The sequence below is a fragment of the Weizmannia sp. FSL W8-1119 genome (genome assembly GCF_038008605.1).
Taxonomy (GTDB): Bacteria; Bacillota; Bacilli; order Bacillales; family Bacillaceae_C; genus Weizmannia; species Weizmannia coagulans.
In genome coordinates this window covers 834,027-857,545 of record NZ_JBBOZL010000001.1, presented here as the reverse complement: position 1 = coordinate 857,545, position 23,519 = coordinate 834,027, and the positions used below count along the sequence as shown (strand labels likewise).

Here is a 23,519-nt window from a genome sequence, read left to right as displayed (position 1 = left end):
TAAAAATATGCATTTTTTTCTTTGTTAATCGTTTCAGAAAAATTCAATTTTTACATTGCTTTTTATTGAAATGCTCTGTATAATAAAAAAAAGCGAAAAAGGTGATCATACATGGAAAACAAAAAATCTTTCTCTGACGTGCCGAAAGAAAGCCCGAAGTCCCGGATTCAGATGGAGAAATTTGTGGAACACATTTACACGGACATGTTGCTGAATGAGATCCTGCTGAACAAAAAAAGAGAAGAGTTATTAAGAAAAATTGACCATGTACTTGATCTCCGCGATGAGGAGCAGTTCATGCATTTAACGAACGAACTTAAAAAAATCAACCTGCAATTTGGATAAATACAGGCCATGCAAACAGGCCCGGCCCGTTTGCATGGCTTTTCTTTTGCATAAAAATGGCAGGTGCAGGGCGCGGCCAAAAGATTTTTGCCCGGAACAGGCCGCGCCTGCTGCACTTTCAGTATTCCTTATTCTTCCAGCATGCGGATCCGCTCCAGTATTGTCGGATGGTCATAGCGAAATATTTTGACGAGAAGCGGCGGATTGACTTCGCTTAAACCCGCTTTTGTTAAAATTTGGAACGTTTCAATGCCGGACTTTTTATCATGCGTCATCTGTACGGCATAACGGTCCGCCCGCATTTCCTGGTAGCGCGATGCCCAGTTGTCAAGCGGGCTCGACGCAAAGAGCAGAACCGAGGAAATAAGCAGAAATAAAGGCAGCGAGCTGATACTGGAAACCCCGGACATCCACCGCCCGCTTCCTTTCCAACGCCCAACCGCATTCATCCACCTGGCAACCAGCCACAGCCCGATGAGCATCATCAACATATAGCCCGCGATGCCGAAATATATATGTTTTTCCACATAATGCCCCATCTCGTGTGCCATCACGAATAAAATTTCTTTATCATCCATACGGTTGAGGGTCGTGTCCCAGAGCACGATTCTTGAGTTGGAGCCGATGCCGGTGACGTAAGCATTCAGGGCGTTTGTTTTTTCCGACATATTCACTTCGTACACATGGTCAGCGGGAATTTGCGCTTTTTCCGCAAGCGCCAGAATTTTCGCCTCCAGCGCCTTATCTTTTAACGGATAAAAATCGTTATACAGCGGGTCAATCACGACCGGCTGGATAAACATCATAAACACCGTAAAAGGAATGGAAAGCAGCCAGGCCGGGAGCCACCATTTCCGCCGGAATTTTTTCATCAGGGCGTACAATACTGCGACGACAGCAAACATGATGGCAAAATTCACCCAGAAATCGGTCAGTTCATCTTTCATCCATCCTGCAAAATTTTGGGCGGAAATGCCGTACGCTTTTGAAAAACGATGGGACAAATAATCGAACGGAAAGGTAAACAAAAAGGCTGCAAGCGAAAACCAAAAGAAATAAACCGCGGTTTGAATCAGGCGGATATGTGAAACTGCCGCCGCCCATTTTTCAAACATTTTGGAAATACCAAGCACAAGCACCAAAAAATAAAACAACCACTCATATGGCACGGACAGGAAAAAAAGCAGATTCCTGATTTTTGAGTATTCTTCGCTTAGAAACAATTGGCGGCCGCTCATAAAAGTAGCGGGATCTGCGGCTGTCCCTTTATATTGGGCGGGAAGAGCAGCATCGGCGTAATAAAACAAATACCAGTACATCAAAAGGCCGAACAAAACGTATGCCGCAATCGCCCGCAGCGCCCACTTCATCTTCACTCCACATGCACTCCTTCCTTGTCCTCTTCTATATATGTAGCCAAGGAAAAAGGCATTTAGAACAGCCAATACGGCTTTGCCTTAAAACAGAAAAGAATAAAAGCTCAACACCGCAATCGCCCCGAGCACGACAATGATGACATTCGCGCCGATGAACGCGAGGAGGATGGCCGTTCCCGCGCCGATTACCCCGAACAGCGGATCTTTTTGGATCAAAAACACTTTTGGAAAAATCAAGGCGCCTAAAATCGCGTACGGAACATTTTTTAAAATGCCTTCCAAAAAGGGCGGCAGCGTTTTGTTTTGCAAAAGGACGAGCGGCAGCATCCGCGGCAAAAACGTCACGATGCCCATGCCGATAATCACGAGGAGGATGGTGCTCATTTTTCTTTCACCCGCTTTTTCCGTTTGTATGTTTCCGCCATTTCGACCAAAACAGCCGACAACAAAGTGGATACGATGATGGACCAGCCTTCCTCCATGACGCCGTACCCGGTAAAAATGCTGTTGAACACTGCTGAAAGGGCGGCAAGGAAAAGGACTTTCACACTTTTTTTCAAAGACGGGACAAGGAGGCCAATAAACATCGCATATAAGGCAACCGTCATGCTTGCCTGCAAAAATTGCGGCAGGTTGGCTCCGATCATATACCCGATCCCGGAACTCACTACCCAACTGGCATAAGCGATAAAAGTGACGCCAAATCCGTAACCGATCGGTATTTTTCCGTTCCGTGTGGCGAGCACCGAGAAAGTTTCATCCGTAATGCCGAACGCAAACAATCCGCGTTTCCATTTGCTTTGTTCTTCCACTTTTTGGCTCAAAGCGGCAGTCATGAGAAAATGGCGGATGTTGACGACAAAGGTGGTCAGGATAATGACAAACGGGCTTGTGCCGGCAGCAATCAAACTTAAACCCATATACTGGCTGGCGCCGGCATAAACAATCAGGCTCATCAGCACAGTCTCTATCAGCGTCAGGCCGGTTGTTTTAGACAACAGGCCGAATGTGAGGGCAATGGGAAAGTATCCGATCGCAATGCTTGCGCCTGCCTGCAGCCCGGGTTTAAAACTGCCTGTTTTTTCCTCTGCCATGGATGCTGCGTCCAACTTTTATCCCCCCAGCTTTGAAATGATTATCAATATTCTTATATTTTCCTATTATACGCCTTGTCTGTTTTTCTAACAAGATGCCAAAAATCTGGCTTTTCGTTCAGAAGGGCACTGAAAAAGTGTTGTTTATCAAGAAAGATGCAATAAAAAAAACGGCGGGACACGATGAATGGTGGTGTCCCGCCGTTTCTTTCGGGCTTTCGAACGGCTTCCCGCTCCGAGAGCGGATTTTATCTGATTGGCTTTCAAGCGTTCTTTGCCGGTTACTGCCGGTTTTTTAAAGGGTTTTTGCAATCCCTACTTCCATATTGCGATTTTCCCGGGAAGCAAGTGTTAAGCCGCGGTTTTCCAATCACGAGTTTCTGTATCTCCGTTTTTTATGGCCGGGCCGATTGTTTTTGCAGCTGTTCTTTTAAAGACCTGCGCAAAATTTTCCCGGTTGTGTTTTTCGGAAGCTCTTCCAGAAATTCAATTTCTTTCGGGACTTTGTATTTGGCAAGCCGTTCTTTGCAGTAATCGAGCAATGCCTGTTCCGTCAGATTTTTGTTTTTCGATACGACGTATACTTTCACGGCTTCCCCCTGATTTGGGTCAGGGATGCCCACTGCAGCTACCTCCACGACATCCGGATGGTCGTAAAGCACTTCTTCCACTTCGCGCGGATACACATTAAAACCGCCGACAATAACCATATCTTTCTTGCGGTCCACGATATAAAAGTAACCCTCTTCATCCATCTTCGCCATGTCGCCGGTATGCAGCCAGCCGTTCCGGATCGCAGCCGCCGTTTCTTCCGGCATTTTATAGTACCCTTTCATCACGTTCGGACCGCGTACTACGAGTTCGCCGACTTCGCCGACAGGCACCTCATTTCCAAGCTCATCCACGACTTTATTTTCAACATGGACAATATTGGTGCCGATCGATCCCGGTTTGCGCGGGCGGTCAAGCGGATTGAAGCAGGTAACCGGGGAGGCTTCCGACAATCCGTATCCTTCCGAAATGAGCACATTGAATTTTTTTTCAAAGTTTTTCAGAAGCGCAACCGGCATAGAAGCGCCGCCGGATATACACAGCCTGAGCGTGGCGAAGTCTTTCGGATCCCCGCCTTCATATTGGAACAAATAATTGTACATCGTCGGCACGCCGGCAAATATCGTTGCTTTGTACCGGCTTGCCACCCGGAACACTTCTTTCGGGCTGAACTTCGGCAATATGAGCAGCGTTGCCCCGCTGATGAGCGGCGCATTCACGGCAACCGTCAGGCAGAAAACGTGAAACATCGGCAACGCCGTAATGACCCGGTCATCCGCGCTCATTTTCAAATAGGAGCCAATATCGCTCGCATTCGAATATAAATTTTTATGTGTGAGCATCGCCCCCTTCGGCTTTCCGGTCGTTCCGGACGTATACAAAATAACCGCCGTATCCTCTTCAGAAAGCGGCACTTCTTCGACGGACGCCGAACTTTCCGCCAGTATTCGTGAAAACGATTTCAATTTTGGGTGCGTATATTTGCCCGCTTTTGCCGGATCGGTTTCACAAATGATGTAATGCTCCACTTTCGGCAGCCGGGCATCGATCTTATCCACATACGGTGCAAATAAATCAAGCGCCACAACTGCTTTCACATCGCCGTTATCCAATATGTAGCGGATTTCCTCCGGCGTGTAAATCGGGTTGACCGGTATCGTGGTCACGCCGGCCCGCATCGCCCCGTACAAGGCAATTATGAATTGCGGTGAATTGCCAAGCAGAAGGGCCATATGATCCCCTTTTTTGAGCCCGAGTTTTTTCAGCCCGTCCGCAAACTTTGAAACGGCCGTGTCAAGTTCCTTGTACGTAACAGGCTGGTCCATAAAAATATAAGCTGTTTTGTCCGCGTTTGTTTCCGCCATCTTTTTTAAACTGGACGGTAAATTCAATTTCTCCCTCCCCTTTCTGAGTGAACAATCATTCATTCTACCCGTTTATTATATAAAAACAATTAAAATATTTCAATACAAATTCCCGGATTGCCGATTGGAACCCGGGAATTTGTGTGTTCTTAATAGATGAGGCTGATAAAGTCTTCTTTCGTTATGTTGCCAAAATAATGCCGGATATCTGTGCCTTCCAACGCTTTTTCAATGCCGGCGCGCTCATAACGGCAGCCGGCCAGCTTTTCTTCTATATCTTTTACTTCTCCGATGCCGAAAAAATCGCCGTAAATTTTGCAGTTTTCGATGATCCCTTTGTTCACGTCAAGCCGCACATCGACCGTTCCCGCCGGAAAACGCTGGGAATGGCGGAGATTGAATTTTGGCGATTTTCCATAGTTCCATTCCCATGTCTGGTACCGCTCTTTTGAAATTTGGCGGATTTTTTCCCAATCCTTTTCGGTCAGCTTATATTCTGGTATGTCCTTGCCGCCGAAAATGTTTTCCAAAAGCAATTGCCTGAATGCCGGCATGGAGATCGGGCGGTCGAGAAATTCGGAGATGTTGGCGACGCGGCTCCTCACTGACTTGATCCCTTTTGATTCGATTTTTTCTTTTTTGACCTTTAAAGCCTGTGCGACTTTATCAAGTTCTGAATTGAGCATCAGGGTGCCGTGGCTGAACATGCGCCCGTTTGTGGAAAACTGCGCGTTCCCCGAAATTTTCCGGTTGCCGACCTGAATGTCATTGCGCCCGCTCAATTCTGCGTTTACACCGAGTTTGCGCAATGCCTGCACAACCGGGTCGGTAAATTTGCGGAAATTGCTGAAGGACTCGCCGTCATCTTTTGTGATGAAACTGAAATTGATGTTGCCGAGATCATGGTACACCGCGCCGCCGCCGGAAAGCCTGCGGACGACGATGACACCGTTTTTGTCCACGTAATCCGTGTTGATTTCTTCAATCGTGTTTTGGTTGCGTCCGATGATAATCGACGGCTGGTTTATGTAAAAAAGCAAATAAGTTTCATTGATATCAAGATTTTTCAGGGCATATTCTTCGATGGCAAGGTTGATGCGCGGGTCGGTAATGCCCTGGTTATCAATAAACAGCATCATGCCGCCTCCTTTATGCAAAATGTAAAGCAATCCCTTTCATTTTCATTATAGAACAAGGGATGCCCGTGGGCAATCTTTGATCTTTTCTCTATTTTTTTAAAAAATTCACCATTTCGCCATTGACATTCGAAAACTGTTATAATACAATTAAAAATATAATAAACAGTTATATAACAAAGGAGTCGTGAAAATGGTACAAAATATTTTAGACTTTTTCAAAAACCTGCCTGATAAATATTGCACAGAATGCGGCGAAAAAATCGATGAGCAGTCGGAATGCTACGGCAATACATGCCCGAACTGCCTGCACGTGAAAAGCCATGAATAGCAAAAAGGGCAGCGCAAGGCATGAAAAAACGCCTTCACGCTGCCCGTTTTTTTTAAATTTACAGATAAATCGGTTTTAGGCATGACATGCATTTTTCGCGCTGTCACATGCACCTGGACCGTATATGTGCCGGGTTCTTTAATGACCGTTTTTGCGGTATAAATGCCGTGCTGGTCATGCTTCGCTTCCAGCATCGAGCTGTTTTTATCCGAATTTTTCTTCCAGATTTCAAACTTCACTTCGTCTGCATCGTCTACTTTTTCTTTCCCTTGTGTGACCACCGCCTTTAACGGGATGTTTGTGCCGGCGTCAGCCGTTTTGGGAACGATGAGCTGTACTTTTACCAATTTCGCCGGTTTTACAGCCGCCGTCTCCTGTTTTCCGCATCCGGCAAAGAGCGAGGCGGCCATCAGGAACAAGCCCGCCAGGATCCACTTTCTCACCATTTCCACCCTCTTTTTTCTGTTTTGACCGTTTATACTGAAAATACATGTTATAATGATCATACAAAATACCGCTTACATCCGTAAAGGGGGGGCTGATTTGAAGAGAAAGATGGCACTTTTCGTGTTGTTCGCATTTTTGCTTCCAGCGCTTTCCTCCTGTGCGCCAAAGGGGGATCCAGTTGAACACTTTCAATTTACGGATCAGAACGGGAAATTTTTTAGCCTGAGCGATTTAAAGGGGAAAGTGTGGGTGGCCGACTTTATTTTTACGAGCTGTAAAACGGTGTGCCCCCCGATGACGTTGCATATGAGCGAATTGCAGGAGAAAATCAAAAAAGCAGGTTACAAAGATGTGGAGCTTGTATCTTTCAGCATCGACCCCGAAGTGGATACGCCACAAAAGCTGAAACAATTTGCCAACCAATTTAACAGCGATTTTTCCATGTGGCATTTCCTTACCGGCTATTCGCAGAAAAAAATCGAAAAGTTTGCGATGAAAAATTTTAAAAACCCGGTCGCTAAATCGGACGGAAATGACCAGGTTGTGCATGGCACCAGTTTTTATGTCGTCAATAAAAACGGCGAGCTTATAAAAGACTTTGACGGGAGCGCGGACTTTGATGCTGACAAAATCATGAAAGAAATCGAAAGACTGCGATAATCAAAAACGCCGGCTGGTGGCCGGCGCTTTTGATTATTTATACTGTACATATACAACATGCGTTTGCAAGTATTCCTCAAGCCCGTGTTTGCCGTCTGCGCCGCCGACGCCCGATTTTCTCCAGCCGGCGTGGAAGCCCTGGATCGCTTCAAAGCTTTCACGGTTCACATACGTTTCGCCAAATTTCAATTCATTGCTGGCGCGCATCATCGTATCCACATTGGAAGTGAAAATGGCGGAAGTCAGGCCGTATTGGTAGTCTTCGCCAGTTCAATCGCCTCATCAAGCGTTTTAAACGTGGCAATCGGGAGAACCGGCCCGAAAATTTCCTCGTGCATGATTTCCATTGTGTTATCGACATTGACAAGCACGGTCGGCTCATAATAGTAGCCTTTGTCCCTTTCGCCCTGGTTTTGAAGGCTCAAGCCTTAGGCTTTCCCGCTTCTCCGCAAACAAATCCATAAGAAAAACAGCGAAAATCAAAAGAAAAATAAGAAGAGAGGGGAAGGAAACGAATTCTTTAAGCGGCAGCCACCAATTTGTTCTATTGTTCACATAGTTGTCCTTTTCCTTATGAACGGAAGAGCATTATAATAGGAGATGGAATAAAATTGGAATAGGGGAAATTTGCCCTGCTTTTTTTGGTTGATCATCAGATGACCGGATAACCATTTAAACATTTTAATGAGATCGAGGTAATGAACATGAAAAAAGGATTTTTGTATATTGTTTTGTCTGCTGTATTTTTCAGCACGATGGAAATTGCCATAAAAATGGTTGCCGGTACGTTTCATCCGATTCAATTAAACCTGCTTCGCTTTTTTATTGGCGCGGTTATTTTGTCGCCATTGGCGTTTCAGCATATGAAAAAATATCATTTTCACATGACAAAGGACCATTTTTTGTTTTTTGTTGTAACCGGCTTTTTATGTGTTGTGATCAGCATGACATTTTACCAATTGGCCATTGTTTATACGAAAGCTTCCACCGTTGCGATTTTGTTCAGCTGCAACCCGCTGTTTGTTATTCCGCTCGCCCATTTTCTTTTAAAAGAGCGTCTTTCGAAGCGGACGCTGGTTGCATTGGGCATTAGCCTAGCCGGAATTTTGTTTATCGTCAACCCGTTTGAAATCCAAAGCCCTTTCGGCATTATTGTTGCGCTTCTTTCGGCGGTTACGTTTGCGCTTTACAGTGTTGTCGGCAGAAAGGGCAGCCAGCAATTTAAATGCGACGGCGTCATTTTAACCTGCCTGAGCTTTTTTACCGGCAGTATGGAAATCCTTGCGCTTGTATTGCTTTCGAAAATCGGGTTTGTTGCGGGCTGGCTGCGTTCCATTGGCCTCGGCGTATTTGCAAATGTGCCCGTGTTCCGCGGAATTGCATGGCATACGCTGCCAAGCCTGATTTATATCGGCATTTTTGTCACCGGGCTCGGGTTTGCGTTTTACTTCCTTGCCATGGATGTAACGAGCGCCTCAACGGCTTCGATGGTTTTCTTTATTAAGCCGGCGCTGGCACCGGTTTTGGCGCTCATTTTTCTCAGAGAGGAGATTACGCCGGCTGTTGCGGTCGGGATTATCCTGATCGTCGCAGGTTCGCTGATGACGTTGCTGCCGGCTGGAAGCAAACAGCCCGAACTCAGGGTCAGCCGGGCAAAAAACAGATAATCTTTTCATGAAAAAGGCACAAGTGTGATCCGCACTTGTGCCTTTTTTGTTTTACTGGTTCAGCTGTTCCGCCGGGGTTGCCGGTGAAACGGCTGGTTTTTCCCCGCCCCGGACGGTCCCGAACCGTTCTTTTTCAATTTCTTCCAGCGTTTTTCCTTGTGTAGACGGCGCGAGAACGATTCCGATGATACAGTGGATGACAAGGAATACGATCATCACAATTCCCGCTACTTTAAAACTGAGCGTGTCCATAATGGTTGGAAACAGAAAAAACCAGATGGCAATCCCGAACCGGACGAGGAAATAAATGAACCCCTGTGCGCCCGCGCGGTACCGCGTCGGGAACAATTCACTCGCCCACAAGCCGTAAAATGCCTGGGCGCCAAATCCGGCAGCGCTTCCCCAGAGAATGACAAAAGGGAGAACCAATTCATCCCTGTAAAAGTCAAAATAAGCCATGCGGCAAGCCGCTTGAGATGCAAAGACCGGCATGCAGCTCTGTTTACAAATACAGCCATAAAAAAACAGCAGGACCGGCCAAAATGGCTTCGTCCTGCCGCTTTCACAGCAAATCTCTTATGCTTCCATCGGAGAGGCTGCCCCCTCCTTTTCTACCATCTTATGAAGGTGTCTAAATTTCACAACAAAGTAGAGAAGGGAAAGAAAGATAAACGCCGCAAAAAAGACCGAAAGCTTATCGGCATTTTGCCACATGAAACTGAAATCGCCGCTTGAAATCACCGCTTTAAACATTTGCAGCGAATATGTCATCGGCATCAGGTCATGGACAGCCTGAAGCGGCTTTGGAATCAATTCAAGCGGGAAGGTGCCTGCGCTTGTCGTCAGTTGCAAAATCAAAATGATGACCGCAATGTACCTGCCCGGGTTCTCGAATGCCGCACCCAAAAATTGGATGATCGCCATATAAGTCAGGCTCGTCATAATGGTTGCAAAGATAAACAGTGGCACACTTTGCACATGCAATTTCAGCAGATCAAGCAGAATGAAATCTGCCAAAAGCGATTGTAAGATGCCGATCAGTGCCATGACGCCGAATTTTCCAAGAAACCAGGTTACCCCGTTTTTCGGCATGATTGCCGGGGCTTTTACATTGTAGATAACTGTCAGCAATAATCCGCCGACAAAAAGCCCGAGCGATAAGAAATACGGAGCAAGGCCGGTACCATAGTTCGGCACTTTTGTCACAGCATCATGGTTCAGCCGGACCGGGCTGCTCATCATATTATAAGTGGCGTCGGTCGGATTGATGGCCCCGGCCTGGTCAGCCGCTTTGCCAAGTTTATTGCTCAGTTTATCTGCGCCGGCATTTAATTGGCCCGTGCCGGAAACAAGGCTGCCCGCACCGTTGTTCAACTGCTTACTTCCGCTTTGCAACTGGGCTGCGCCATTTAATAATTGGGACGTGCCTTTTACGAGCACGCTTGAGCCATTCGCAAGTGATTGTGTACCATTCGTCAATTCATTTGAACCTTCTGCCAGTTTTCCGGTCCCTTCTGCAAGCGCGCTTGAACCGTTTGCCAGTTGTTTCGTTCCGTTTACGAGCTGGCCTGAACCGCCGGAAAGCTGCCCGAGCCCGGATGCAACCGCCGTTGCCCCGGATTCGAGGCTGTTTGCGCCGGATGCAGCTTGTTGCAGTTTTTCATTAAAAATGGTTGCGTTTTTGACGAATGCATTTTGGCCGCTTGCAAGTTGCTGTGCGCCGTCATTCAAACGATTGGCGCCTTTGGCGAGTTCGCCAATACCGGTTTGCAATTGTTGCTGCCCGCTGCTTACCTCTGTAAGCCCTTTGTTCAGATCAGAAAAGTACGGAGCAATCGCCTGTTGAATTTGGCTTTGCAAATCGGGTTGCGTAGATGCAGACCCGCTGGTTAACGAGGCCAAAAGCTGCTTTTTGACCTGCTCTCGGAATGCTTTCTGGAATGTTTGTTTCTTTTCAGGTGTATAATTACTTAAGATTTGGTTGGAAACCGTCTGATACGTTTCATCTGGCAGCTCTGGCAGCTCTTTTTTTAAATAGATGAGCAGGTGTTCTGCCTGGTCCTTTTGCTGGTCAAACATGCTACCGCTCATCTTATCGATTTTCTCATCGATTTGCGGCTGAAGGATGGTAAGCCTGGTCTCCATGTTTTTCTTCATGTTTTTCTCCATCTGGCTTGTAATGCCCGCTGCAAGCTCTTCAGGCAACTTTTGTTGCAGCTCTTTCACGCCGTATTGCACTTCGGCGGTGCCGCTCGTTAACGCCGGAAGCTGGCTGTTTACCCTATTTAAGCCATTACTTAATTTGGCGCTCCCGTCTGCCACCTTGCCGGCTCCCGTTTGAAGCTGTTTCGACGCATCAAGCAACTGGCCGCTTGCCGAGGCAAGCTGGTTCATACCCGAGGCCAGCGTTTTTGAACCATTTGCTACCTTATCCGCACCCGATTTTGCCTCCGACAGCCCGTTTGAAAAAGTAACCGAGCTTGCCGCCAATTGGGCCAAATGGTTTTTCAAGGCAACGGCGCCGCTGTCAACCTGGGCGATCCCTTCGCCGAGCGTGCGTGAACCGTTATACAGTTTCAAAGCGCCCTTGTTTAAATCAACCGCCCCGTTATGGACCCGGCCGATGCCGTCATTCAGGGCGGTAGCGCCGGTCAACAAATTTTCCGTTCCTTTTCTTAAGACAACAGCGCCGTCTTTTAGTTTGCCGCTTCCTTTGGCAAGGCTTTTTGCCCCGTTTCCGGCAGACCGGTAGCCGTTTGCCATCTCTTTCACTTTGCCGAATACTTCTTCCGCATACGTTTTTGTCACCTGTTCCGCAACGCTCGATTTTATTTTTGTCATTGCAGATTCTTCAATTTTGGAAGAAATATAGTTCATTGCCTGGTTTTGAATATAGTTCAGCTGCAATTTTTGTGGGTTTTTATCCAGTAAAGTGGTTGCGTTTTTAGAGAAATCTTCAGGGATCTCTATAATCATATAATATTGGTTATCTTTCAGTTTTTTCTCCGCCGTTTGCTGATCGACAAAGTGAAAATTAAAGGTGTCCTTTTCTTTTAAATTTTTGACGAGCTTATCCCCGAGGGCGAGATGTTCCCCCTCCATTTGTGCCCCTTTGTCTTTATTTACAACGGCAACCGGCAATTTTTCGATATGCCCGTACGGATCCCAAAGAGACCAGATAAACATGCCGGCATATAAAATTGGCACAAGAATAATGGCTGCCGTTTCAATCAGCTTTTTCGGCGAACGTAAAATACTCCGTATTTCCGCGAACCATAAATTGTCCATCTAAAATACCTCCTTTTCCAGCCGAAAAATCAGTTCTGCAGCCCTTTTAACAAATACAGTTCAAACGCCTCCGCAATTTCTTCCTTCGACAGAGAATCATGGTGTTTTTCCCAGTCAAAAATAATGGCGACATACAGTTTAAACATGATAAAAGCGGTCAACTCCGGATTGCACGGTTTGATTTTCCCCGCCTGTATCGCCCGTTCCAGCATTCCTTTCAGGTAGTCAATGATCTTCTCTTCAATTTTCTCGACCATGTCATTGACGGCCGGCGTTCCCATTTCTTTCTGCTCTTCGAATAATTTAAGCGTCAGCTGATGGGTTTTGCGGAATTCAAGAATGCTGAACAGGGCGGAATGCAGATTGGCATAAAAAGAAGCTTCCGGATCCATTGACGCTTCCGCCACCTGCTCCATTTCATCAATCAGGCGGGCAATGATTTCATGGAATAATTCTTCTTTATTGCGAAAAAAATTGTAAATGGTCCCCTTTCCGACGTTGCCCATTTTGGCGATCAAATCCATTGTTGTCGCTTTATAACCATACTGGGCAAAAGATTTTGTAGCAGCGTTTAATATTTGCAGCCTGCGGTCCGTTTCCAAGCTTTCCACCTCCCGTTAGAACGAGTGACTGATTTGGTTTTTTGGTCATTTTCGTACAAAAAGTAATATACCACGTTTCCTCCTGAACATCAAGTATTTGTTATCCGGGAACCATGATGCTTCCGGCCAAGTCTCTGCAGTGCTTTTCATTGGCGCATTTTTCATTCGTTTCTTCAAGTAAAAGCATTCCTTCGTTGGGAATGATCTCCCGCCGCTGCGCCATACTTGCATGGCAACGCGCCGGAAAAGATTTTACACATCCCTCATTCCCGTTTCCGTGACAATAAAAACGGCAGGTGCCAGCCGAATGCACCATGCCGCTTTCTTCATCACCTATTAAAATTCAGCCCGAAGCCGGAAGTACCGGAGCATCTCGCCAACCGCCGCCCTTCCCTGGGAGATGCAGTCCGGCACGCCGACCCCGTTAAACGAGCTGCCGGCAAAAGAAATGCCCGGCAATTCGTTTTTGGCTGCCGCTAAAATTTTCCCGATTCTTGCTTTATGGCCCACCGTATATTGCGGCATCGCATATTTCCAGCGGGAAACAACAGTAAACTCCGGTTCTGCTGTTATTTCCATGATTTTATTTAAATCTTCCAGCACGATTTTCTGAATCCTGTCATCCGCGAGATCGACGACTGCGGATTCCGCTGACCGGCCGATATAGCAGCGGAGCAACGCCTTTCCTTCCGGTGCTGTATGCGGCCATTTTTTATGCGTCCAGGTGCAGGCGGTAATTGTATAATCACTGTTTCTCGTCACCACAAAGCCTGTCCCGTCAATGTCTTTTTTCACCGCGCTCTCCGGAAACGCCATCGAGACTGTTGCAACAGATGTGGATGGCACCTTTTCAAGCGGCGCAAAAAAAGCATACTTTGAAAAAATATGGGGGAGCGAAAAATGAGGAAGGGCCGAGATAATATAATCCGCTGTGATGCGGGTTCCATTTGTCAGTGTGATCCTGTAATCCCCACCGCCCGTACTCATTTCAACCGTATCCACTGTCACGCCCTTCATGACCGCCTCAGCGCCGATTTTTTCCTCAAGTGCTTCAACGAGCGTTTCGAGGCCGTTTTGAAAGGTTAAAAAAGCACCCTTATTCCGGGTTGGCCTGGAGTCTTGCGCAAATTCCGCCGCTACTTTTTTCATGCCGAGGATCAGGCTTCGGTGTTTTTGGACAGCCTCGAAAAATTGAGGCTGCGTTGCCAGCACGCTCAGCTCGTCTACATCTCCGGCATACACCCCGAACAATAATGGTTCGACAAGGTTTTCCAGCACTTCTTCACCGAGCCGGTAGCGGACAAAATCCCCGACTGACCGGTCTTCGCCGGTATTTTTCCGGGGCAGGATCAAATCGCAGAGCGCCCGGATTTTGCCGGTAACAGAAAACAAAGGGGAAGCAAAAAAAGGCGCCAATCTTGTCGGAATGCCCATCACAGAACCTCTTGGCACCGGATAGAGCTGTTGGTTTAATAAAATATAAGATTTGCCTGTCGCATTGGATACGAGGGAAGGCGACAGCCCGAGATCTTCTGCCAGATGCAAAGCGCTTTGCTTTCTTGCCAGAAAAGAATCCGGCCCGCGTTCAATGACAAATCCGTCCCGCCTGACCGTCTGGATTTTTCCGCCAAGCCGGCGCCCTTTTTCCAACAATATCACATCAAACGGCAGCTGTTGGTCCTCAACAAGGCGCCGCAAATAATAAGCAGCTGTCAAGCCGGTGATTCCGCCGCCAAGCACAGCTACTTTTTTTATGTTTCCGGCCATGGTCAGCACCTTCTTTGGCAATAATGTCATGTTTTATGGAAATCCGTTAAAAAATCTCAGGCGGCTGCCTATTCTTGCGGCAGCAACCCTGATTTTGTTTTTTTCAAAACAGCCTCAGCCAGCGAATCAATAAAAGCCGGGTTGTCATTCGGCATTTCCGGGCGGTAATACGATGCGCCAACTGAATCGCAAACTGCCTTGCACTCATAATCGTTATCATATAAAACTTCCAGATGTTCCGCAACGAACCCGACCGGCGCATAAATGAAGGCTTTATAATGATGTTTTTCATACAGCGTTCTTGTAAGGTCTTGCACATCGGGGCCGAGCCACGGATCCGGCGTATTGCCTGCGCTTTGCCAGCCGACTGCATACGTCTGCACGCCCGCTGCCTCCGCAATCAGATCAGCGGTTTCCCGGATTTGTTCCGGATACGGATCGCCGTACTGCAGAATTTTTTCCGGAAGGCTGTGGGCGGATACAATCAAGCAGGAAGACGTGCGTTCTTCTTCACTCATTGTAGCATACGTTTTCTTCAATTGATGTGCCCAAAAATCGACAAATTTCGGTTCATCATACCAGCTTTCGACCGATTGGATGGCGGGTCCGCCCAGTTTTGCCGCTGCTTCTTTCGCCCTTTCGTTGTATGATTTCACGCTAAAAGCCGAGTAATGTGGCGCAAGCACGATCGATACCGCTTCTTCAATGCCGTCATCATGCATTTGTTTGACGGCATCTTCAATAAAAGGTTCAATATGTTTTAAGCCAATATAAGCTTTAAATTCCGCTCCGTCCGTCCGTTCATTCAGCCTCGCTTCAAGCGCATATGCCTGGTTTTCTGTTATTTTGGCGAGCGGGGACAGACCTCCGATTGCTTTATACCGGCGCTTCAAATCTTCCAGCATCTCATCCTGGGGCCTTCTCCCGTGCCGGATATGGGTATAGTAACGCTCAATATCTTCTTCTTTATACGGCGTGCCGTACGCCATCACGAGCAGTCCGATTTTTTTCTTTTCCATTATGCTCCCTCCTGTTGTTTTCTTTCGCTGTATTCATGAATAAACGTTGTCAGCCTTTTTAATGTTTCCGGACGGACATCAGGGGTGACACCATGCCCGAGGTTAAAGATGTAACCCGGCTGCGCCATGCCTTCGTCCAGTATGGCGGCCGCCTTTTCTTGAATAACTTCCCACGGGGCCAAGAGCACGGCGGGGTCAAGATTCCCCTGGATTGCTTTTGTCACGCCGAGCGCGCGCGCTTTTTGGATCGACAGCCGCCAGTCGAGGCCAACCACATCAATTGGCAGGCTGTTCCATTCCAACGCCAGATGCCCGGCCCCGACACCGAACAGGATGAACGGGGTATTTTCTGTTCGCAATGCGGTAAATATCCGTTCCATCACAGGTTTCATATAATTGCGGTAATCCGCTGCATTTAAAGCGCCCGCCCATGAATCAAATATTTGGATGGCGCTCGCACCGGCTTTGATTTGCGCTTTTACATACACAATGATCATATCAGCCAGTTTTTCCATCAGCGCAAACCACGCTTTTGGTTCCGTATACATAAACGCTTTTGTTTTTCGATAATCTTTTGAAGGCCCGCCTTCAATCATATAACTGGCCAAGGTAAAAGGCGCGCCGGAAAATCCGATCAACGGAACCGCCAACTGTTCCTCCGTCAACAGCCGGATCGTCTCCAGTACATAGGGAACATCTTCTTCCGGATGCAACTCCCCCAATTTTTCCACATCTTTTAACGAAGAAACCGGGTTATGTATGACAGGGCCTGCTCCTTTGAGGATTTCAACTTCCACACCGAGGGCGGGGAGCGGTGTCATGATATCTTTATAAAGAATGGCGGCATCCACATCATAATGCTCTACCGGCAGCCTTGTCACATATGCGCAAAGTTCCGGCTGATGCGTGATGTCGAACAGAGAATACTTTTCTTTCAGTTTACGGTACTCGGGCTGGGATCTGCCGGCCTGCCGCATATACCAGACGGGGACGCGGCCTGCCTGTTCTCCCCTTGCCGCTTTTAAAAGGGAATCGTTTAAGATCTTTTTCTTCAAATGTTATCCTCCTCACGCCACACAGTCACCATTTATTTTATAATAATTCTTTTCAAATAAAAACTATTTTATCCTGAGAGGGCAATATCTTTTTTACTATAATCGTTTCAAAAAGCATTGTGCAGCCAGCTCTTCCAACTGTCACAAATTTGCCGTATTTTGCTTTTCCTTATGGTTGTACGCGAATACAGGCTATGTCCGATTTTTGCCCGGTTTTTTCATTATTATTCCATTTTGTGCCGCTTCCTTCCCCCATCGCCTCTCCGGCACAGACAGAAAAGATGAAAAGGCGTGAGCCGCTTCCTATTTCTATTCGCTTTCGGCCGCCGTCTTTATTTTGCAAAACTTTACAAATTGAACAGCGGAAAGATATAGGTTAAACTGGAAGCAGAGAGGGGTGATCAAAATGAATGTCTACGTCACAACGGGTACTTATGCTTTTCTCTTAAAAATAAAGGAAAAGTATCCCGATGAAAAGATGGTGCTGTTGCAAAACCCGGAACATGCGCTGTTGTTGCACGAAACGGAGGGGAAAACCGTTTTTGCCTCGCCACGCCGTTATCAGCTGGCTGCCTCCAGCGGAAATTTGGAAGACGGCATATTCTTCATTTTTACCCATCTTCCGATTCCGGATGAAGGAAAACCGGTTTACGAATTCCACTTCAAAAAAAACACCCCGACCATAGAAAGCAAGCCCGGCTTTGCAGCATACCGGCTCCTCCGCCCGGTAAAAGGGGATACGTATATCGCCATTACCGGCTGGAAAGACGAAGAGAGTTTCGAAAAGTGGAAGCGTTCCATTGATTATTTGCTCGTCCACAGCCTGGATCTAACAGAAATTGGCGCAAACAAGAGCACGTATGACGCCCCTGCTTTTACAAAAGAATATGTCATCCCGCAAGATGAAGAGGAAGGATAAACAGATCCCGGCCGCCTGCTCAGGCAGCCGGGATCTGTTGCTGTAACCGCCCGTTAAGCAGGCTGCCGGCCGGCCCCTCGATATACACGGACCATTTCAGGAACCGGAAGAATGGGCGATTGGAAAAATTCCAGAGCGGGAAAGTGGGAGTGCCAATCGGGAAAAAAATTTAGTCCGCAGCCTGTCTTTCCGCGCCCGGCCTGCAAATCAGCCGCGAAAAAGGCAGGCCAGTACAGAGATTCAAAAACTAGGTACACTGATTTGCAAAGGTTCCGGAACAGGATAGGCAGGTAAAACCGTGCCTGCACGCCCCGCAGATGGCCTGCGGCATGATCCGGAGGGTGGCAGGCATTATCGTGACAGTCACCCATTTCTTGCCCCCGCCATATGCTGCATCAAGAAGGGGGCAATGAAAATGGGCATTGATTTGACTGCCATTCACTTTGTATATTTGATGTTTATTCTTTTCATTATCCTGATGATGGTCCTGAAAAAGGATACGTCCCTTGTATGTATTGCCGGTATTTTCATCATTGCATGGATTGCAACCGGATCGTTCACTGCGTCTGTCAGCGGTATTTTTACGAGTTTTGTATTTGCGATCAAAGAATTGCTGCCCATCATTCTTGTCATTTCCATTATCGTCTCGATGAGCAGGAGCATGCTTGATACCGGAATCAATGATGTGATGGTGGCCCCGTTCGCAAAACTGATAAAAGGGCCGAATCTTGCTTTTTGGATCATCGGCTTTTTAATGCTGTTTATCTCGACTTTCTTTTGGCCATCCCCTGCTGTCGCGCTGATGGGGGCTGTGCTTTTGCCGGTTGCGATCCGGGTCGGGCTGCCGGCGATCGGCGTGGCTGTTGCCATGAACTTGTTCGGGCACGGGATCGCCCTCTCCGGCGACTATGTCATCCAAGGGGCGCCGAAACTGACGGCTGACGGCGCCGGCATTCCTGTATCGTCCGTCATAGAAGCAAGCGTCCCACTCGTCATTGTGATGGGCGTGGTGACGACCGTTACCGCTTTTTTGCTGCTTAAACGCGATATGAAAAAAGGCTTGCTTGCTGCCGGAGAGAAACCGGCCGGGAGCACTGCACCGCCTGATGCAAAAGTCCCCGGGCTCAAGCCGGTATACAAAAAACTTTTTGCTTTTTTTATTCCTGTGTTTTTCATCCTTGACATCGTTGCCATGGTTCTTTTTCATTTGCAGGGGGATGCGGCAACCGCACTCGTTGGCGGCACCTCGATCATGATCTTGCTTCTCATTACAATGGCCGGTTCCCGTAAAAGCGGATTTGAAAAAGTGACAAAATATTTGATAGACGGCCTGCAGTTCGGTTTCCAGGTGTTCGGCCCCGTCATTCCGATTGCCGCATTTTTCTATCTTGGCGGCGATGGTTTCCATACGATGATCGGCGCCGATCTGCCGGGCGCTTCACAGGGGATTGTAAATGATCTCGGCAGCGCCCTGGCATCGGTTATGCCGGTTTCAAAAGAAATCGGCGCACTGACAACAGCCGGAGTCGGCGTCATTACCGGCCTTGACGGTTCGGGATTTTCCGGCATTTCGCTCGCCGGCTCAATTGCAGCGCTGTTTGCCCATGCAATCGGTTCGGAAGCCGCCACCCTGACCGCGCTTGGGCAAATTGCCGCAATTTTTGTCGGCGGGGGAACGATCATTCCGTGGGCATTAATTCCAGCTGCTGCCATTTGCAATGTCGACCCGTTTGAACTGGCAAGGCGCAATTTAATCCCTGTCATCACCGGCCTCATTGTGACAACAATTGTCGCGATGTTTCTAATCTGACCGCAGAGCAGGCTGGAAACGGGGCGGCTGAAGCTATGGTCTCTCCATTCGCGCAGGCCAACAGCGGCCCGTTTAGACACGGTGCTGTAAATGGATGGAGTAAGGCGCCCGCCCATTCACATATGCCAACAGCGGCAGCCTGCATCCGCAGGTGCCGCTTCCTTTTAGCTGTTACCGCGATAAAGCAGCAGACTTTTTCACAATTATGGTATAATAGTAAAAATAACAGGTTGGGGGAATCGCAGATGACAGTGTTGGAAAAATTACATAAAAAACTGGACGGTTTTTACCCGGAAATGGTGGAGACAAGAAGATATCTCCATATGCACCCGGAACTGTCCTTTAAAGAAGTGGAAACAGCCCGCTATATTTCTGATTTTTACAAAAGCCTCGGCATCCGGCCGCGCGAACATGTCGGCGGAAACGGTGTCGTCGCCCGTATAAAAGGCGCAAAGCCGGGAAAAACGATCGCGCTCCGGGCCGATTTTGACGCGCTGCCGATTCAGGAAGAAAATGATGTGCCCTATCAATCACAGGTGCCGGGTGTGATGCACGCATGCGGACACGACGGGCATACGGCGGCACTGCTGATGCTCGCCAAAGCCATACATGAAGTGAAAAGCGAATTGGAAGGCGAGTATGTTTTCATCCATCAACATGCCGAAGAATACGCGCCGGGCGGGGCAAAAGCCATGATCGAAGACGGCTGTCTCGAAGGCGTGGACGCCATTTTCGGCACGCATTTATGGGCAACGGTCCCGGTTGGCCACATCCAGTACCGGAAAGGGCCGTTCATGGCGGCTGCCGACCGGTTTGAAGTGACGATCCAGGGCCATGGCGGGCATGGCGCCCAGCCCCATCTTTCGAAAGATGCAGTCGTGGCCGGGGCGCAACTTGTCACGAATCTCCAGCAAGTCATCAGCCGCCGGATTAATCCGATCCGGTCCGCGGTTTTAACGGTCGGGTCCTTTTCTTCCGGCGATGCTTTCAATATCATTGCCGATACGGCGAAAATCACGGGCACGGTCCGGACATTTGACGAAGATGTGCGGGACAGGGTGGAAAAAGAAATCGAAAGGATCATCCAAGGCACATGCCTGGCCGCGGACTGCACATATGATTATGACTATTTCCGCGGATATCCGCCGGTTGTGAACCATGAGGCTGAAACAGCATTTTTGGCGGACTGCGCAAAAGAAATCGAAGGCGTCACCCAAGTGGAAGAAGTCGACCCGTCGATGATCGGGGAAGATTTTGCCTATTACTTACAGCATGTAAAAGGCGCCTTTTTCTTTACAGGGGCGGACCCGGAAAAAGCCGACCCGGCCTATCCGCATCACCATCCGCGCTTTGACATTCATGAAAAAGCGATGCTCATTGCCGCCAAAACTTTGGGCGCAGCAGCCATCCGGTACCAGAACGCCTGAAAAAGCGCTCAAGCATCAGCGTTGCCAGCCCGGTTTTTTTCCTGGCAAGCCGGGCGTTTTGAAAAACCGCTGCAGGCGTAGGGTCCGTTTTTTCGGCAAAAACTTGCAATTGCTAATGCAAAGGGCGGCTTTTTGGCCGGTGGCTGAAACGCCATAGACGGGCGCATTGCTAAAAACGGCACTGGACGGATTGGGCATGAAAAAACGGCACAGGCTCTCCGGCTTGTGCCGTTTTTCATGTTTACGGGCAGGTTGCCACCTGCTTTAACCGAACCCGCCGCTTGCATGAGGAGCCTGTGCCGTTTTTTTAAGTTGACGGACAGGGCATGCACTCCGGCCCGGCGTTACTGGCGACGGATTTTTCCGGGAACATACCAGGCGACAAGCAGCCAGGAAAATACGGCTCCTGCCGCAAGAACGAAAAGGCCGTTCATCCACAAGCCGTTCAATGCGGCTGCCGCTGCAAAAATGGCCGTCTGCACATACAGGCAGACTGCAAGCAGCCGGATAAAAGATGTTTCTTTTAACTTGCGGGGCACCGGATAGAGACGCAGCCAGATTTTTAAATCGTGGGATCCGATCATCGGAATCATTTGGAAAGCTGTCAAATAAATAAACACGACGGCTAGAACGAGCGCGAGCACCCGTTCATGGCTGAAAAACAACAGCACGGCCCCGATTGCGGTCAGCCGCACAAAAAGCCCGAAATACTGGCTTGTCCTGAGGAACGTGCGGGCAAATAAATATTGATAAGTATGTTCCTGGCCGTATCGGATGCCGGCGAGGAGCGGATCGAGCCATTTGCGCCGTTTGACCTGCCCTTTGAGTTCCGGCACGTCGGCAAACAGATTTGCAAACCGGTAAAAGCCCATCAGCCGCCTTTGCTCGCGTTCAATGAGCGCATCCCATCTGAGTGTCCGTTTTTGGGCGAGCCGGTAAAAATACAGAAACAAGCCGAGCATAACGGCAGCCAGAATGCCCACAAGAAAGAGGCTTGCCTCATTGACAACGAGAAACACAAACGCGGCGCTTAATGCAAACCGGATGATCCAGTCGAAAACAGGGGCATACGGTTCCGGCAGTTTATACACATTCCAGCTCAAAAGCAGGTTCCACATTTTTAACGCGAGAAGCAGGACCAGCAGGCCAAAAAAACGGCCGAATCCGTGCCCCGTAACAGCCGCATACATCGGCATCAAAGCGGCAAGCACAAACAAAAGCAGATAAGCTTGAATACTGAAAGAAAACAGGATCGCTTTTTTAAAAAACGGGCGCATCCGCATTTCCATCGGGATAAGGAATACCCGGTCTGCTTCTTTTAACAGCGTGTACACCGGGCTCGCCGCCAGAAACAGCCCGAGCAAAAGGCCCATTACAAGGGCAACGGGAAAATCCGGACTGAGATGCTTCACCCAGCGGCTATAGTAAAAAGCGGCGGCACCCAGCCCGAAAATCAGCACAAACAGCAAATGGTCATTAAAAATATACCGGGTATAGCGCCTTAAGTTTTTTAAATAGGAAGCAAACCTTTCTTTCCAAAGAAGGTCAATTTCGTTCATCGTCATCTTCCTTTGTCAATTGGATATATAAATCATCCAATGTTGCGCCGGGCATCGAAAATTGCTGCTGAAGCTCTTCCAATGTTCCTTTCGCGCGGATCCGCCCGTTATGCAAAATGATAAATCCGTCGCAATACCGTTCTGCCGTTGCAAGAATATGGGTGGACATCAGGATTCCCGCCCCCTTTTTTTTCATCGTGCCCATCAAATCCAGCAGTGACTGGATGCCGAGCGGGTCGAGGCCGAGAAAAGGCTCGTCAATAATGTACAGGCTCGGCTCGACTAAAAAGGCGCACATAATCATCACCTTTTGCTTCATGCCTTTTGAAAAATTGGCCGGAAACCAGCCAAGCTTTTTATGCAGGCGGAATTCCTTTAATAAAGGTGCGGCTCTGTCCGCATAGGTTTTTTCATCGATGCCGTATGCCATTGCCGCCAGTTTCAAATGTTCTTCCAGCGTCAGTTCCTCATATAAAATCGGGGTTTCCGGTATGTACGAAAACTGCTTCCGATAAGCGTCCGGATCCGCGTTTAAGTTTTTGCCGTTGATCGTGATCCGCCCTTTTTTCGGCTCCATTAACCCGATAATATGCCGGATGGTCGTACTTTTTCCGGCGCCGTTTAAGCCGATCAGCCCGACCAGCTGCCCCGCTTCTACCGTAAATGAAACATCTTGAATCACAGGTTTTTTCGTATATCCGCCTGTTAAGGACGCCACTTCCAATAATGTCATCTAAAGAACCCCTTTGTGTCAAAAGTTCTGATCTGTACCGTTATTGTACCATGAAAGCGTTCATGACTGAATGCCAACTGCGCGCCTGAAAAATTTTTGCGGTACGCATGTATAAATTCCAGCCATTTGCCCATCCTATACTTGCAGGGGAAACATGCAATCGGGGTGGTTGTCAAAGACCAGTAACGATGCTTTACATTAGCCATAACCGACTTCCAGGCACCTTTTACAATGAGGTGCTGGCGGTGAATCTGTTTAAAGGCGATGCACTTTAAACGTTACCCAATAAGGGGATGATCGCGTTGGAAAAAGTTAAGGAAGCCCATTATCAACCATATCATTCGTAAATGAAGTGTTGATCAAAGGCG

General features: G+C 48.2%; 21 protein-coding genes and 1 pseudogene. 7 read left to right on the top strand and 15 right to left on the bottom strand.

Translation table 11 applies throughout. The features are described 5' to 3' along the window. The first annotated feature begins 111 nt into the window (after positions 1-111). Complete coding sequence (locus tag NSQ19_RS03965) at positions 112-345, top strand: IDEAL domain-containing protein (RefSeq protein WP_013858750.1); 234 nt, start codon at positions 112-114, stop codon at positions 343-345. A 128-nt stretch (positions 346-473) separates the two neighbouring features. Here NSQ19_RS03965 and NSQ19_RS03960 read toward each other — a convergent pair whose 3' ends face one another. From NSQ19_RS03960 to NSQ19_RS03940, 5 genes are all read right to left on the bottom strand, one after another. Then, positions 474-1,721, bottom strand: a complete 1,248-nt coding sequence (locus NSQ19_RS03960) for a M48 family metallopeptidase (protein ID WP_340702430.1) — start codon at positions 1,719-1,721, stop codon at positions 474-476. Between the two features lie 81 nt (positions 1,722-1,802). Further along, positions 1,803-2,105, bottom strand: a complete 303-nt coding sequence (locus NSQ19_RS03955) for an AzlD domain-containing protein (protein ID WP_014095768.1) — start codon at positions 2,103-2,105, stop codon at positions 1,803-1,805. Continuing rightward, complete coding sequence (locus NSQ19_RS03950) at positions 2,102-2,830, bottom strand: AzlC family ABC transporter permease (RefSeq protein WP_445798031.1); 729 nt, start codon at positions 2,828-2,830, stop codon at positions 2,102-2,104. The genes NSQ19_RS03955 and NSQ19_RS03950 overlap by 4 nt, the downstream gene beginning before the upstream one ends. Before the next feature lie 380 nt (positions 2,831-3,210). After that, positions 3,211-4,758 (bottom strand): fatty acid--CoA ligase family protein, encoded by a 1,548-nt coding sequence (locus NSQ19_RS03945; RefSeq protein ID WP_340702429.1) that lies wholly within the window; start codon positions 4,756-4,758, stop codon positions 3,211-3,213. Positions 4,759-4,880: 122 nt separating this feature from the next. Next, positions 4,881-5,867, bottom strand: coding sequence for a lipoate--protein ligase (locus NSQ19_RS03940; protein ID WP_340702428.1), 987 nt, complete (start codon positions 5,865-5,867; stop codon positions 4,881-4,883). 193 nt (positions 5,868-6,060) lie between these two features. On the opposite strand from NSQ19_RS03940, the gene yhfH reads away from it, so the two are divergent. Continuing rightward, a complete protein-coding gene (yhfH, locus tag NSQ19_RS03935) occupies positions 6,061-6,198 on the top strand; it encodes a protein YhfH (protein WP_014095772.1) in 138 nt (45 codons plus the stop codon). On the opposite strand, the gene NSQ19_RS03930 is transcribed toward yhfH, so the two are convergent. Next, a complete protein-coding gene (locus tag NSQ19_RS03930; RefSeq protein WP_340702427.1) occupies positions 6,150-6,641 on the bottom strand; it encodes a FixH family protein in 492 nt (163 codons plus the stop codon). The two genes, yhfH and NSQ19_RS03930, sit on opposite strands and share 49 nt — an antisense overlap. A gap of 100 nt (positions 6,642-6,741) precedes the next feature. Between NSQ19_RS03930 and NSQ19_RS03925 the strand changes: the two genes are divergently transcribed. Next, positions 6,742-7,305 (top strand): SCO family protein, encoded by a 564-nt coding sequence (locus NSQ19_RS03925; protein ID WP_340702426.1) that lies wholly within the window; start codon positions 6,742-6,744, stop codon positions 7,303-7,305. Positions 7,306-7,338: 33 nt separating this feature from the next. Here NSQ19_RS03925 and NSQ19_RS03920 read toward each other — a convergent pair. Continuing rightward, positions 7,339-7,706 (bottom strand): annotated as a pseudogene (locus NSQ19_RS03920) (aldehyde dehydrogenase family protein); the annotation flags it as partial. A gap of 297 nt (positions 7,707-8,003) precedes the next feature. Between NSQ19_RS03920 and NSQ19_RS03915 the strand changes: the two are divergent. Then, positions 8,004-8,972 (top strand): DMT family transporter, encoded by a 969-nt coding sequence (locus NSQ19_RS03915; protein WP_118498067.1) that lies wholly within the window; start codon positions 8,004-8,006, stop codon positions 8,970-8,972. Positions 8,973-9,023: 51 nt separating this feature from the next. Here the strand turns inward: NSQ19_RS03915 and NSQ19_RS03910 are convergent, their stop codons facing one another. From NSQ19_RS03910 to hemE, 6 genes are all read right to left on the bottom strand, one after another. Then, a complete protein-coding gene (locus NSQ19_RS03910; protein ID WP_259299098.1) occupies positions 9,024-9,431 on the bottom strand; it encodes an MFS transporter in 408 nt (135 codons plus the stop codon). A 117-nt stretch (positions 9,432-9,548) separates the two neighbouring features. Beyond that, on the bottom strand, positions 9,549-12,260 hold the full coding sequence (locus tag NSQ19_RS03905; RefSeq protein WP_340702425.1) for a YhgE/Pip domain-containing protein: 2,712 nt from the start codon (positions 12,258-12,260) through the stop codon (positions 9,549-9,551). A 29-nt stretch (positions 12,261-12,289) separates the two neighbouring features. Then, a complete protein-coding gene (locus NSQ19_RS03900; RefSeq protein ID WP_118498070.1) occupies positions 12,290-12,862 on the bottom strand; it encodes a TetR/AcrR family transcriptional regulator in 573 nt (190 codons plus the stop codon). A 336-nt stretch (positions 12,863-13,198) separates the two neighbouring features. Further along, positions 13,199-14,629, bottom strand: a complete 1,431-nt coding sequence (gene hemY / locus NSQ19_RS03895) for a protoporphyrinogen oxidase (protein ID WP_340702424.1) — start codon at positions 14,627-14,629, stop codon at positions 13,199-13,201. Between the two features lie 68 nt (positions 14,630-14,697). Beyond that, positions 14,698-15,648 carry a ferrochelatase gene (hemH, locus tag NSQ19_RS03890; protein ID WP_061086509.1) on the bottom strand — a complete coding sequence of 317 codons (951 nt, stop codon included), beginning with the start codon at positions 15,646-15,648 and terminating at the stop codon, positions 14,698-14,700. Beyond that, positions 15,648-16,703, bottom strand: a complete 1,056-nt coding sequence (gene hemE, locus NSQ19_RS03885) for a uroporphyrinogen decarboxylase (RefSeq protein ID WP_340702423.1) — start codon at positions 16,701-16,703, stop codon at positions 15,648-15,650. Before hemE ends, hemH begins: the two co-directional genes overlap by 1 nt. A 406-nt stretch (positions 16,704-17,109) precedes the next feature. Between hemE and NSQ19_RS03880 the strand changes: the two genes are divergently transcribed. The 3 genes from NSQ19_RS03880 (at position 17,110) to NSQ19_RS03870 (ending at position 20,859) form a co-directional block, all read left to right on the top strand. Further along, complete coding sequence (locus NSQ19_RS03880; RefSeq protein ID WP_340702422.1) at positions 17,110-17,622, top strand: antibiotic biosynthesis monooxygenase family protein; 513 nt, start codon at positions 17,110-17,112, stop codon at positions 17,620-17,622. A 415-nt stretch (positions 17,623-18,037) separates the two neighbouring features. Beyond that, complete coding sequence (locus NSQ19_RS03875; protein WP_265115534.1) at positions 18,038-19,432, top strand: hypothetical protein; 1,395 nt, start codon at positions 18,038-18,040, stop codon at positions 19,430-19,432. A gap of 245 nt (positions 19,433-19,677) precedes the next feature. After that, positions 19,678-20,859, top strand: coding sequence for a M20 family metallopeptidase (locus NSQ19_RS03870; protein WP_285957901.1), 1,182 nt, complete (start codon positions 19,678-19,680; stop codon positions 20,857-20,859). Positions 20,860-21,203: 344 nt separating this feature from the next. Here NSQ19_RS03870 and NSQ19_RS03865 read toward each other — a convergent pair whose 3' ends face one another. After that, complete coding sequence (locus NSQ19_RS03865) at positions 21,204-22,418, bottom strand: ABC transporter permease (RefSeq protein WP_328191847.1); 1,215 nt, start codon at positions 22,416-22,418, stop codon at positions 21,204-21,206. Further along, positions 22,405-23,151 (bottom strand): ABC transporter ATP-binding protein, encoded by a 747-nt coding sequence (locus NSQ19_RS03860; protein WP_340702421.1) that lies wholly within the window; start codon positions 23,149-23,151, stop codon positions 22,405-22,407. The genes NSQ19_RS03865 and NSQ19_RS03860 overlap by 14 nt, the downstream gene beginning before the upstream one ends. Between the last annotated feature and the right edge of the window lie 368 nt (positions 23,152-23,519).